The organism is Dapis hubbardiae BLCC-M172, from assembly GCF_050016015.1.
Taxonomy (GTDB): Bacteria; Cyanobacteriota; Cyanobacteriia; order Cyanobacteriales; family Microcoleaceae; genus Trichodesmium.
In genome coordinates, this window is sequence record NZ_JBNHEQ010000136.1 from 174 (window position 1) to 14,700 (window position 14,527).

At 40.3% G+C, this 14,527-nt stretch carries 5 protein-coding genes; 1 reads left to right on the forward strand and 4 read right to left on the reverse strand.

Features of this window, described 5'->3' with window-relative positions; genetic code table 11:
• Nucleotides 1-4,716: beta strand repeat-containing protein (locus ACP6PK_RS12030; RefSeq protein WP_426559798.1), on the forward strand; the 4,716-nt coding region annotated here is incomplete at its 5' end.
• Between the two features lie 541 nt (nt 4,717-5,257).
• Here the strand turns inward: ACP6PK_RS12030 and selD are convergent.
• From selD to ACP6PK_RS12050, 4 genes are all read right to left on the reverse strand, one after another.
• Nucleotides 5,258-7,786, reverse strand: a complete 2,529-nt coding sequence (gene selD / locus ACP6PK_RS12035; protein ID WP_426559799.1) for a selenide, water dikinase SelD — start codon at nt 7,784-7,786, stop codon at nt 5,258-5,260.
• A 614-nt stretch (nt 7,787-8,400) separates the two neighbouring features.
• A complete protein-coding gene (locus ACP6PK_RS12040; protein ID WP_426559800.1) occupies nt 8,401-9,369 on the reverse strand; it encodes a sirohydrochlorin chelatase in 969 nt (322 codons plus the stop codon).
• 676 nt (nt 9,370-10,045) lie between these two features.
• Nucleotides 10,046-12,325, reverse strand: coding sequence for a hypothetical protein (locus ACP6PK_RS12045; RefSeq protein WP_426559801.1), 2,280 nt, complete (start codon nt 12,323-12,325; stop codon nt 10,046-10,048).
• A gap of 85 nt (nt 12,326-12,410) precedes the next feature.
• Nucleotides 12,411-13,916 carry a protein kinase domain-containing protein gene (locus ACP6PK_RS12050; protein ID WP_426559802.1) on the reverse strand — a complete coding sequence of 502 codons (1,506 nt, stop codon included), beginning with the start codon at nt 13,914-13,916 and terminating at the stop codon, nt 12,411-12,413.
• Nucleotides 13,917-14,527 lie beyond the last annotated feature (611 nt).

Consider the following 14,527-nt stretch of genomic DNA (forward strand, 5'->3'; position numbering starts at 1 on the left):
GAAATAACTATCTCGACTCAGACTGGTGATATCACTACAGAATGGCTCAATTCCAATTCGTATGAAGGTAATGGGGGTGAAATAACTATCTCGACTCAGACTGGTGATATCACTACAGAATGGCTCAATTCCATGTCCTTTTCCTATAATGGCAACTCAGGAAATGGGGGAGCGATATCTCTGAATGCAGACACAATAAAATTCAACCCTCCAGAATATGGAGATACACAACAATTAGTAATCATAACATTCTCAGTAGGAAGAAACGGCTCCGGAAATGGTGGAGAAGTTAACATCACCACCAACAACCTCAGCAACGCAGAAATACTCACCCTATCTTCACACGGAAAATCAGGGGAAGTCACAATAGAAAGTCAACCACAAGGAAACCTTGAACTAAGTGACTTATCTATTATTACCAGTAAACAAGTAAGTATAAAACTTAGTGAGCGGAGAACAATACAAATAGAGGTAGGAGCCACCCAAGGCCAATCAGGCCCAGTCTCCATCATCAGCAATGGCAACCTCAACCTCAACAACGTCATCATCGAAAGCGACACCAAAGGCAACCAACCCGCCGGAAATGTCAACATCTACAGCCTCGGTAACATCACCCTCAATAACACCGACATTCTCAGCACCACCAACGGCCAAGGAGATGCCGGCACCATCACCCTCGAAACTGACCAAAATATCCAACTCACCAACAACAGCCAACTCCAAGCCAGCACCCAAGGCAGAGAAAATGCAGGCAACGCAGGCACAATAAACATCCTTGCCAACAACCTCAACCTAGATCAAGACACCAGCCTCATCACAGAAACCACAGGCGCAGGCAACCCAGGCTCCATAAGCATCCAAGCCCCAACCGTAGACATCGGCCAAGGTGCCCAAATTAGCGCCACAGTAGTAATAGGCTCAACCAGCGACGGAGACGGAGGCAACATCACCATCAACACCAACGAACTAAACATCACAGGCAAACTCGGAATATTCGCCGAAACCGAAGCTACCGCCAACGCAGGAACTCTCAGCCTTTCACCCTACAAAAACAACCCAGACTTAAATATTACTTTCAGCAACGATGGCTTCATTTCTGCCTCCACCTCCTCCGAAGGCAACGGAGGCAACATATTCATCACCGCCCCAGAAAACATCGACATCTCAGGAGAAGGCTTCATCGCCGTAGAAACATCAGGCACAGGCAACGCCGGAAGTATCGACATCCAAACAGAAAACCTGAGAATATCCGACGGAGTAGCTATATCTGCCTCCACAGAAGACAAAGGCAACGCAGGCCAAATCAACATCAACACCACAGACTTCACCCTAGAAAAAGGCACAAGTCTCACCACCGAAACCAATAGCGCCGGAAAAGCAGGAGACATAGAAATAACCACCCAACAACTCACCATCGGCGAAAATGCCCAAATTAGTGCCACCGCCAGAGAAAAAGCCACCAACACAGAAGCAGGCGGAAATATTACCATCAACGCCAACGAACTAGAAATCACAGGAAAACTCGGAATATTTGCCGAAACAGCAGGAAATTCTCCCGCCGGTACCCTGAGTATTAATCCGTATAGGGAAGTAGGGGAGCGGGGGAGTAGGGGAGTAGGGGAGATAGGGAGTAGGGGAGTAGGGGAATTTGACTCAGATATCAATATTACTTTCACAGAACAAGGTTTCATATCTGCTCGCACCACTTCCATAGGAGACGGAGGCAATATCAATATATTTGCACCAGAAAATATAAACATTTTAGGAGAAGGCTTTATCTCAGTGGAAGCTACAGATAGTGGAGACGCAGGTACTATTAACATCGAAACCGAAAACCTGACAATAGCCGAAAACACAACCATATCGGCATCCACATCCGACAGCGGAAAAGGAGGCACCATCAACATTAACCCTAGCCAAACATTCCAACTAGAAGGTCAAATATTAACAGAAACCAAAGGCAGAGGAGATGGAGGCACTATCATTATCAACACCGGAGAAATGACAGCTCCCAATAGTATCATTTCCGCCAAAAGCACCGATGCTGGAAATGCAGGAGAAATTAACATCGCAGCCGAAAACAACATCACCACAGGAATTATTACCTCCGAAGCAAGCAGTAATACCCAAACCGCCGACGGAGGCAACATTAGTATTACCAGCCAACAAGGAGAAATAAACGCCACCCAAACAATTCAATCATTTTCCCAAGGAGCAAACGCCGGAAACGTCACCCTCCAAGCAGAAACAGACATTAACACTAATACTATTAGTTCCCACGGACAACAACAAGGCGGTGAAATTACTATTACATCAGAAACCGGAAATATTGACACCAGCAATGGAGACTTTCTTGCTAACTATTCAGGAGGAGGCGACGCAGGCAATCTTAACCTCACTGCACCCCAAGGAAATATTACTACCACCAACATCTACACCTTCGCCGACGCGGACGGAGGAAAAATTACCCTCCAAGCAGGAGGCGACATTAATATTGCAGAAAACAGTAATATTATTTCCGCATCCGAACCACCAGAGGAGCAAGGGAGAGGGGGAGTAGAGGAGCGGGGGAGTAGGGGAGATGGGGATATCAGGAGAGGTAAAGGGGGAGATATTATTCTTGAAGCAGGAAACAATATTAACACTACTACTGCCAGAATATTTTCTGGTGCAGACGAAGGCGACACAGGAAAAATTGATATTACTGCAGATGGCGCAATAGAAACAGGTAAAATTGATCTAGCATCAGGTTTTGTCAGACAAAGACAAGAATTTAACAATAACAACAACTTCACCCTCATCCCCCAACCCCAAGGAACAGCAACCAAAGGAACAGCAAGAAACATCACCCTCAACAGCAACAACAGCAGAATAGACACCACTGCCGGAACCATAAACTCCCGTTCCCCAGACGGCACAGGAAATATAAGTCTCAACGCTAGAGAAAATATTACCACAGGCAAATTAGAAGCAAGCGCCCTCAACGACTCAAAACCCACCACAGGCGGAAACATTGAAATTATTAGTCAAGAGGGAGAAATTACCGCCACCCAAGCCATAGAAACATTCTCCGAAAAAGGCACCGCCGGAAATGTTAATCTGACAGCAGCAGGGCATATTCATACAGACACAATTTTGTCTCAAGGAATGGAGCAGGGAGGAAATATTACCATCAACAGTCGGAGTGAAAATAGTATAGATGCAGCAGGAGCATTAAATACATATTCAGAAGAAGGAATAGCAGGAGATGTCAACCTCAACTCCCCAGGTAGTATTAATATTAGTGGTATTCGTTCAGAAGGAATGAAAGAAGGAGGTGATATCACAGTAAATAGTGAAATAGGTGAGATTAATTCAAGTGGTGATATTGACTCATTCTCAAATCAAGGAAGAGGAGGAAACGTAGAAGTTAACGCTCCAGAAAGTGTAACATTAGCAGATGTCTCATCCTTCGGTATGACAGAAAGTGGTAATTTGATAATTCAGAGTAGCACAGCAACAGTAGAAACAGGAAATGTTGAGACACAAGCAGACGGCCCTAGTGGCAACATCATAATTAATGGCAGTCAAATAACCACAGGAAACTTAAGCTCTTTAGGTACTACCAGTGCAGGTATTCTCCAACTAGAGGCAACTGACGGTTCCATCACTACTCTCGACTTAAACTCAATTGCTTCAGAAGGAGAAGCAGGAGGTATTGATATAGACGCAACGGAAGATGTAACAAGTGAAGACCAAACTGTAATCTCTGGAGATGGAGATGCTCAAATTGATACTAACATCGGAGGAAGTTTAAACGCTGAGTCTCAAACAGTACAAGCAACGAATGGAGATGGGGAGATTAATAATCAAGTAGATGGTAATCTTGATGTTGAGTCTCAAACAGTACAAGTAAATAATGGAAATGCCACTGTTGAAAATACAGCCGAGCAAATCAATATTGGGTCTCAAACAGTACAAGTAAATAATGGAAATGCTACTGTTGAAAATACAGCCGAGCAAATCAATATAGGTACTCAAACAGTACAAGCAACTAATGGAAATGCCACTGTTGAAAATACAGCCGAGCAAATCAATATAGGTACTCAAACAGTACAAGCAACTAATGGAAATGCCACTGTTGAAAATACAGCCGAGCAAATCAATATAGGTACTCAAACAGTACAAGCTATTAATGGAAATGCCACTGTTGAAAATACAGCCGAGCAAATCAATATAGGTACTCAAACAGTACAAGCTATTAATGGAACTGAAACAATTATTAATACTAATACTGATACGAGCAACACTGTTACAGCAGAAATTCCTACTCAGAGTAATTCCCCAAATACTAATAACTTTATTCCCACAAATGAATCTCTCAATCTTCAGAATGAAGGAACAAATCAAAATACTAATAATACCACAAACTCCCAAGAAAACAACACTTTTTCAACAACTACAACTTCCGAAATAATTTCCACAGTAACCCCTAGTAACAATAACCAAACAGCCAACACAACAACTGCCGAATCACAAACAGAATCATCCATTAATAGTACCACCGACACCCAACAAATCTTAAAAATAATTGATACTCCTAATACCAATCCTCTTACAGTTGCCACGGATTCCAACCAAGTAATAACCATGTTAGAACAAACTCGTACCAACGAATATTCTAATTATTTCGGAACAGATTTTAACGAACAATTTCTCAGCTTTAGGGGAGTTTGATAATCAAGATTTATCTCATCCTTATTATTGGGCGGGGTTTACTATGGTTGGTAGTCCTTGGTAATTAATAATTAATAATGGATAATGGATAATGGATAATTGATATAGTCATTTCAAATAAGGATGAAACACTTTTTTGGCTGAAACCCTTTCAAGGAAAGAAACACTCGTCCCAGTCTTATTCAGAATGACTATAATATCAAATTCGTTTGATTGGACATAAAAAAATCTCCAATAATTATAACTACTAAATCTTTGTAATTCTCTTTCCTACTAACTCCTGACTTCTGACTCCTCCTGACTTAAGGAATCTATAACTGTTTAACCGGATTTGATATAATTAGATCATTAGAGAGTTAAATAGAATCCGATTGAACAGTCGTCCGCAGCGACGAAAGGAAGCCATCTCAGGGGTGCGCGGAGATTGCTTCCTTTCACTCCGTTCCAGTCGCAATGACTTGGGTATAGTAATTATCTAAATCTGAGATCACATCATATTATCAGTTATCAGTACCTCTAGTTTCAGTACCTTATTTCTTGGTCAAAAATTAATTTTAATGGGCAGCATTCTAGTCTCTAACAATAACACTCGCCCAATAACCCTACTTTCAGAATATTCCTGTTGCAGCGCATTCAAACAAGCACTCGACGACTCAGCAGGCACCGTAGCAAGCAACCCACCAGAAGTTTGCGGGTCAAACAACAACGGATAAACAGAATGCAGACTCCCCTGTTCCCGATTTTCAATTGATGCAGATAGTTGCAGATTTTCTGGATACAGAGAACTAAAAATACCTTTTGCCAAAGTTTCAGTTACTCCTGGCAAAACAGGAATAGCTTCCATATCCAATTCCACACTTACTTTTTGCCCTTTCAGCATTTCCAACAAATGTCCGACTAATCCAAATCCAGTTACATCGGTACAAGCAGTCGCACCATACTCTAATAACGACTGGGCAGCATTCTGATTAGAAACCAACATTGATTTAATAGCACTTTCAATCCAACGTCCCCTTGCTTTGAGACGCATATCCGCAGCAAATAATGTTCCTGTTCCCAAAGCTTTGGTTAATATCAGCACATCTCCCGGTTGCATCCCTCTATTGTACAATAGTTTTTCTGGTGATGCTAAACCATTACAGGTGAGACCAAAAGCAAGTTCCTCTCCCTCTGTTGTATGACCACCCATCAATACAGCACCCGCTTGATTCAAAACTTCCGTTGCTCCCAATAACAATTGATATAAACTATCCTCCTGTTTAGTCGGAGCAGCGTAGGGAATAGTAGCGATCGCTAATCCACTTTGAGGCATCGCTCCCATAGCAAATAAATCGCTCAAACAATGATTAGCTGTAATTTTTCCCAACAAATAGGGGTCATCCACCAACCCCCGAAAATAATCTATCGTTTGGACCATCACTTTATCAGTTGGCACCCTAACCACCGCAGCATCATCAGCCGTATCTATACCAATCAAAATATCATCCCTTTGTATTTCCTGTGGAATTTTGTGCAGCACATTCTCCAAAACCCGACTACCAACTTTTGCTCCACAACCAGCACAGTGCATCGGGAAATCTTTCTTTTTGCCTTCTGCTTTCTCCATTCTGCTTTCCATTGTCAGATTAGAGAATTTATCCATAAATTTACGGTCAATGCGGTCTTTCCAACGCCACAGAAACTGATAGGGACCAACACCTATTCTGCCACGGGAAGCGATCGCCCGTTCGTCACCAGTGCCAATCAAAATCAAGAACTTTTTCTGAGGTATAAATGACTTGAGCGGTTTTCCCAGGAGAGCGCGTTGGAGATTTTCAAACAGAGGTTTTCCCTGTCGCACTGCAAACACACCAGCTTTAGGGCGAGAATGATTAACCATTGTTGCCACATCCCCTGCTGCAAAAACTTGGGGATGAGAAATAGACTGTAATTTATCATTGACTAAAATAAAACCTCTGGCATCTGTTGCCAAACCTGCTTGTTGTAACCAAGGTGCTGCCGATGCTTGAGTCACCCAAAACAGAATATCGCATTCTACTGCCAAACCTGAATCACAACGAATAATTTTGGGAGTAGAGTAGGAAGAATGAGGCGTTTCATTCATCCTTGCATCTGTAGCAGAATCATTGTCAGCATTCATCCGTTCATCCGTGGCAAAACCACTATCGCTTGTTGGTTGAGTTTTACCATAATTCATCCGTTCATCCGTGGCAAAACCACTATCGCTTGTTGGTTGAGTTTTCCTATAATTAATCCGTTCATCCGTGTCAAAATCAGTGTCACTATCCGTGGCAAAATTACTATCGCTTGTTGCCTGAGTTTTTCCATAATTCATCCCCGCATCCGTGGAAAAATCTGTGTTTTCCACCTCCCCAACATTTTCCTCTAAATGCAATACCACACCGCGACTTTTCAAAATTTTCTCAACTTCCTTTCCTACCCAACGATGACGCTCAGGTAATAGTCTCGTTGCCCGCTGAAATAAATGCAATGACAAATTATCAGTAGGTTGTTTAGCATTGCGATAAATCTGATGGAGATGACTTTCCACTGCAAAAGCCAATTCTACTCCCCCCGCACCACCACCGACTATTCCGATCCGCATTTTCTGTGTGGGAGACTCCGAAACCATTGTCGTGATATGATGCCAATAGGTGAGAAATTTTGATATAGGTTTGACCGCAATAGCATATTCTGTTGCACCGGGTACAGTCAAACTAGCGGGAGTGCTACCAATATCAATGGAAAGTAAATCAAAATTTACAGGGGGGCGGTTAGCACAGAGTACCTGATTTTTCTCCAGGTCTAGACCTATAGCACGGTCTACAAATATTCTAGCGCCAGCAAATTTGGCGAGGGGACGCAAGTCGATGTGACATTGGTCGAAGTTGTATAAACCTGCCACATATCCAGGCAACATTCCAGAGTAGGGAGTGTGATATACATCTGTGATGAGGGTTAGTCTAACTCCTGGTATGGGGTTCATAGCAAATTTGCGGATAGCGATCGCATGACTATGACCGCCTCCTATTAACACTAGGTCTGTTTCTGTTGGTATAGATGATTTCATATAATTCGGGAATAACTAATAATGGATAATGGATAATTGATAATTGATAATGACAACTATCTTGTCTTACACGCAAAGAAACCGGGTTTTTCGGATAAATTGCTGTTTTCATAATATACATTTAGGAAAAACCAGGTTTCTGAGCAAAATTGTAGTAGGGTGACACACCTTAAATAGTGCAATAGTAGGGGCGGGTTCCCTCGTTAAATTGTTGTGTCAGTCTACTACTAAACTGTTTCATCTACTATTGTGCAATAGTAGGGGCGGGTTTCTACGTTAAATTAACGAGTTTAAACATTATATGGAATAAACCCGCCCCAAAATAAATACGCACCATTTTAGATGAAACAGTCCACTACTGGATTGTTTTAGCTACTATTGTGCAATAGTAGGGGCGGGTTTCTACGTTAAATTAACGAGTTTAAATATTATATGGAATAAACCCGCCCCAAAATAAATACGCACCATTTTAGTTGTGTCAGTCTACTACTGGATTGTTTTAGCTACTATTGTGCAATAGTAGGGGCGGGTTTATTCCATCTGTAGAAACCCGCCCCCCAATAATGTAACGCACCATTTTAGATGAAACAGTCCACTACTGGGTTATTATTTTTTTAATGTGGTTCATTGACGTGAAAACTGCTGTAACCGCTTTCGAGCAAATCTGAAACCAACTCTGCTAACTCCTCTGTTGCTCCAAGAGGAGTAGTCAGATGAAACTTAATATTAGGATATATTTGAGATAGTTGATTAACCCTATCGGCGATCGCATCAGTAATACCCCCATTAAACAGAAAGTAAGGTAAAATTCCAATTTTTCGATATCCCTGTTTAACTAATATCTCAATCCTAGACTTGAGGTCAGGAGGAACAGACCAATAAGCAGTAGACACTAAAACTTGGCAACTACTGGCGAGTGACTGGGATATTTTTTCCACAACATTATTACCACCGGAGCGACGACTACCATGAGAAATAAGTACCCAAGCGTCAGCACTCACAGAAGTTATTTTAGTTGCTAGTAGACTTGCCATTTTTGGATGGGAACCAATATAAGGAGACAAATTGATTTTAACAGGGGTATTAATTTCTTCAAACAATAAACCGGGTTTATTTCCGTGTTTATTGTCTTTCAATTCTGGAAATTTCCTGGATAAACCCGGTTTCTGCGTAAGTTCTAATTGATTTGCAAGCTTTAAGTTGCTCTTTTGTTGCTGCAAAACTATATCTAAAGTAGCACTCGCTTTTACCCGTTCTCGGAATATCTCAATTTCTGCGGGAATATCCTCGGTGACATGAACTCCGGGTAAAAGGAATAAAGGTATTATTTGCATTTGAGTAATATTGAGCGATCGTGTATATTCCCAAAAATCCTCTATTTGTTGGTGTAAAGGTTTTGGTCCAAGTTCTAATACACCTGTAGTAATCACAGGAGATTTTAGTATATTATTATGCTTTCTGAAATATTTACTTAAAGGTATTTGTCCAGATAAAAGTTCAGCTAGTTTGTTTAATTCTAGCTTTGGTCGTGGGTCGCGACTACCATGAGATACTAAAAAATATGTTGATAAGTAGTTAGTCATTTCAGTTATCAGTTATTAGTTATCAGTTATCATACCAAACATTCTTTTTTGAATAATATTATGTTCTGATAATCACTTATAAAAAAGTTTTTGTTTGTGGTATTGCTCTAGCCCTAACTACAGATAAGGCTAGAGCAATACTACGAGAGCTTCTAATTATAATACAGCGTTTTTCATATTGATAAACCACATCGTCACAAACAAAACTTTGTAGGGACGTTCCATGGAACGTCCCTACTGTGGTTGACTGAAATGAAAACCGCTGTAAATATTTAATCGAAAATGATTAGGACTTACGCAGTACAACATATTTTCGTCATTGCGTTTAGCTGGCGCACAACTCCGTTAACGCTCCGCGACATGTTTGCGGAGCATTCCGTCAGGAAAAAGCGACAGCTTTGCGATAGCAACCGATAGGGTTTGCGGAGCAGTCCGGAACGGATAGCAATCTCAAACCCTAGTTTCTAGTACCTAATATCATGTTCGGTTGAATAGTTATGATTAGGATATAGATGGAAGAGATATCTCAAACCCCTGAGATTGCTTGCTTCCACTCCGTTCCAGTCGCAATAAGTTTATTATAAGTGATTATCCGAACATGATATAATGCGTAAGTTCTGATGATATAAGTTTGCTTTCAGGTTTCGTTGGTGGTATGCTTTTTTAGAGCGATCGCCTAACCTTGCACCTGTTCTTGGAGTCTTATTAGGAAACGGGCAAACTCTGCTGCGTCGCTGTAGCTCTCTAGCATAGTATTAGATACTTGAAAAATTTCAGACCAGCTTAATGTTGAATAACTCGCATATTCAGCATTTGAATATGCTGCCCTTGATAGGATTTTGCGATCTGTTAGCAAGATGCCGTCTTTAGCATTATGATTTCCGCTAGTATCTATTAAAGCCAGAATTTTTTCTCCCGGATCGAGATAGCCGTAGATAGACATGGCATTGTAAAGCTTGTCCAGAGGAATCGCAGGGGCTAGATAGAAGTCTTCGTGTTCATACTTTTTGGGCAAATTTTTTTGAATGAACTGAACCAAGGGGTCATCACTGGGTTCCGTTAACATATAAGCACAAGATTCTAACTCCTTCAAGATATCGCCCTTTGACTTTTTGCCTTTGAGAACCGACCAAACAGCAAAGCCAGTACCAAGGGCAATCAAAGCCACACCGCCAGTCATAACGCTTAATCCACCCAGAGCGGAGATGGTAGCAGTAATCGCTGCTGCCCCCGATAGAGAACCTGCGACACCCAAAGCACCAGCACCAGTCCAAACAGCAAGGGCTACAGTTGCACTGGTTAACACTCCTACTGTTCCTGCAATTCCCAAGTTTACATAGTCTTTTCCGTCCATTCGGGTTAGTAGAGCAACCGACAGCAACCCGGTAGCACCAATTAAGGCAGCACCACCAGTTACTACCACCAAGCCACCCAACATTCCCAAACCTCCGGCAGCAACAGAGCCGCCTCCTAAAGTAGTTAAAGTTGCAGTGGTGGCAGCTCCACCGCTTAAGCTACTAATCGCAACACCCGTTCCCGTTTTTACTCCCAATACGCTGAGAACACTTGTTGTTGTAGGCACTAATGCTGCTGCTGCCGATGCTACATCCGATCCTTTCTGTTCAGTAACTAGCCCGACAAGTGCAAAAGAAGCCCATTGGTAACTTGGAGGAATGTCAGCTTTGGCGATGAGCCATTTCATCAATTTAGCCGCTATAGGTTTTACATATTCAGCAAAGTCTTGTGCCTCTGCTTTTTCCTCTGCTTCACTCAAATCTCTGTGGAATGTAGCTACTGCATACTGCACAACTTCCGCCTCGGTTTGTTCATTTGACTCGCCCTTAACAGCTAGACTGTAAGCAAGATTATAGATATGTTTTTCCTTGTCCGTGAGTTTGTTGCTGCTCTCGATCGCTTCCTGAAGAGGATCTTTTTGCGAGTCACCTTTTTCACCTAAGACCCTGGCTACTAAATAAAGCGCTTTGCTGGTTTCTGAAATATCAGAATTTTCTATAAATCGATCTAGGGATGCTAAGGTTTTTTCCTCTCCGTCAGAAATTTTCTCGCCATTGCGAACTTTCTCCCAAACCGATAAATAGTCATCCTCTTTTTGACCGTTCAGTTTTTCCTTAATCAACTGAACGATAATAACGTCTACGGTAACTGCCTTAGATTTAGCACTTGCCGTTAAGTAAAGTTGCTTCAGTTGTTCTGGAAGATTAGAACCCGCAACAATAGCATTCAAATCTGTTAATGCTGCAAAATCTGGAACTGGTTCGCCAGCGCGAATGTATTGGAAAGTTCCTGTGATAGACTTTTTCCTCTTTTTGCGTAACTTAGATTTTGCCAAGGTATCTACGATCGCCTCTTCTATTCCTTTTAAACGAGAATTATTACTAGCGATCGAATACCGTTGGCTAATATCTTCATCTAGTTTGGAAGATTCTATTACATAATCCAGCAAATCTAATGCCACTAAATCTCGAACAAACTTACCATTTTCCAAAGATTCGTAAATGGTATGGCAACGGTCTTTCGTCAGTTCCTTTTTGATAAAGTTAGCTTGATTTATTTCCTCGTTAATACTGTCAGCAGTTGTTCCATTGGTATCGTAAAGAGTATGACAGATTAGAGTCACGTCGTTTCCTTCAAGACCGACCCTTTTAACTGTCAACTTGGAATTTTCTCTCAGTCGCCTGGGAATCTTAACTTTAATAGTATCTCCCGATCGCAAAGTAACACTTTGACTTCCACCCCATCGAGCAGCTTCAACAGGCACGAAAATTTGATACTTTTCTTCAAAGTTACCATTTACCGTATCAGCACTACCACTCTTAGTTGCCTCTGGTAATAGTTCCATCGCTGCTAAAGAGACAACGCCAGCAGCAGACAGTTTCATAAAATGTCTACGATTTAGCTGGGAAATATCCCAATTGCTCATTTCAGTATTGGACATAATTCCTCGAAATTTAGTTTTGAGACTGAATTTATCCTCATCCTAATTTAGCATCTGGATGTATGGTTAATCTACTCCCTGTTCTCTAAATAACTCTAGAAGCAGCTATTTTCCATTTACCGTCTATAAATTGCAAATTATATATGACAGTTAATTGGGATGAACCTGACCTTTGATTTTCTAATTGCTTATTTTTAAATAGTTGATATTCTTCGGTAATTTTGACTTGAATAGTTGCTTGATTTCCTTGGGTTGAAAAATATTCAATACTGTCTATTTTTTGAACTCCATACTGATAGTAAGCATTGTTTTCTTTTAACCAAGCGATCGCTCCATTTGAGGACATAATTGTATCATACACTTGTCCTGTTGTCAATTCAGCAGCAAGTTTTTGATTATAGGGAGGAGCAAATATATCTTTTTTTGCATTTAACCAAGTTTGGATTAATTCTTTAGCTTCTGTTTGAGAAATTGATGTTACTAATTCTGTGGTAGGTGGTGTGGGAAAGGTTGGTATTTCTAATTCTGATTGGGGAGATTTAATCAAGATATTTTTGAGCAAAATACCAATCAAAAAACAACTCCCAATAGCACTGCTAATAATTGCAGTTTTCTGCCAATTTCTGCGAATGATAGATAGTTGAGTTAAAGGTAGTTCTAAATATTTATCTATGGGTGAATCTAAACTTGTTGTTTTCTCATAATTATTGATAACTACTAAGGATGGAGATGACTGTTTTATTTCATTGGTAAAAACCTGAATTGAATCAGACTGTAAAGCTTCCAACATTTCTCTAGCTGTACCAAAGCGATCGCTAATATTAGGTTGAATTGCCTTATCTAAAATTCCGGCTAACTTAGGAGTTAAATTATTAGTATATTGCTGCCAAATAATCTTTCCTGTTTGTAAATCCATTTCCAAATCTTGAGGAACTTTTCCTGTGAGTAAATAAATAGCTGTTAATCCTAAACTATATAAATCGCTGGCATAAACTGGTCTTCCCGCAGCTTGTTCAAAAGCCATATATCCAGGAGTACCAATCATAAGAGAAACAGGTGTATTGTTTTCAGAATTAATTGCTGTAGAAATAGAATCTTTTACTGCCCCAAAATCTATTAAAACTGGCAAATCATCTGCTTGACGCAAAATAATATTTTCCGGCTTAATATCTCGATGAATAATATTTTTACTATGTATATAATTAATAACAGATAGTAAACTAATCAGTATTTTCTGAACATAACTATCGGTCATTTTGCCTGTAGTTTCTACTATTTTTGCCAGAGTTTCTCCTTCTATCCATTCTTGTATTAAGAAAAATTGACCTGCTGTATCACTAAAATAAGCATATAATTTAGGTATCTGAGTATTAGTCTCCCCTAACTCTTCCAAAATGGCCGCCTCTCGTTGAAAGCGTTGTAGTACCTCTTGGTAAATATCAGGATTATTTGTAACTACTTTAAGTTGCTTAATTACGCAGTAGCGACCAGAAGGCATTTGGGTATCTTGTGCTAAAAAGGTTTCCCCAAATCCACCACTACTGATGGCTCGTATAACTCGATAGCGATTGTTTAAAAGTTTAGGTTTCACATCATTAATTAATTGATAATTGATAATGGATAATGGATAATTACCTCAAGGAAAATCAAGAGGATTGAATATAACGAAATATCCTAACACTTTTCTCTTGGTCGATTGGATATGGTTAGGTAACCCATCCATCCCATCCTAACGGAATGCTCCGCAAACGACCGCTTTTTCTCTTGAAAGAGAAGGCTTTATACCTTTATTTTTCGGTAACTATTACCAATTTCTGCTTATTTAGGATAACATACTTTTTATTAATGGATAATGAATAATGGATAATTACCTATGGTTAAAACCGTACTTAATTTAATTGATAATGAATAATAAATAATGGATAGTGGATAATGAAAACTATCTCTAATTACCAATTAGAAATTATCTCTTGGTAAGCATTTAGCTATCAGCTATAGTTAGTCTAAACTCCAGTAAATAGGTTGTAAGATTTTATCGTAGGGTTTTGGTCTCCAAAGCATAGTTAAAATAATGGGATTTGGAAACCAAACCCCTACAGTTTTTCTCACATCTCATTCCTGATTCCTATATAACTGATACTTGCACATATTTATAGTCTAAAATTCCCAATACACAGTTGTAAGATTTTATCGTAGGGGTTT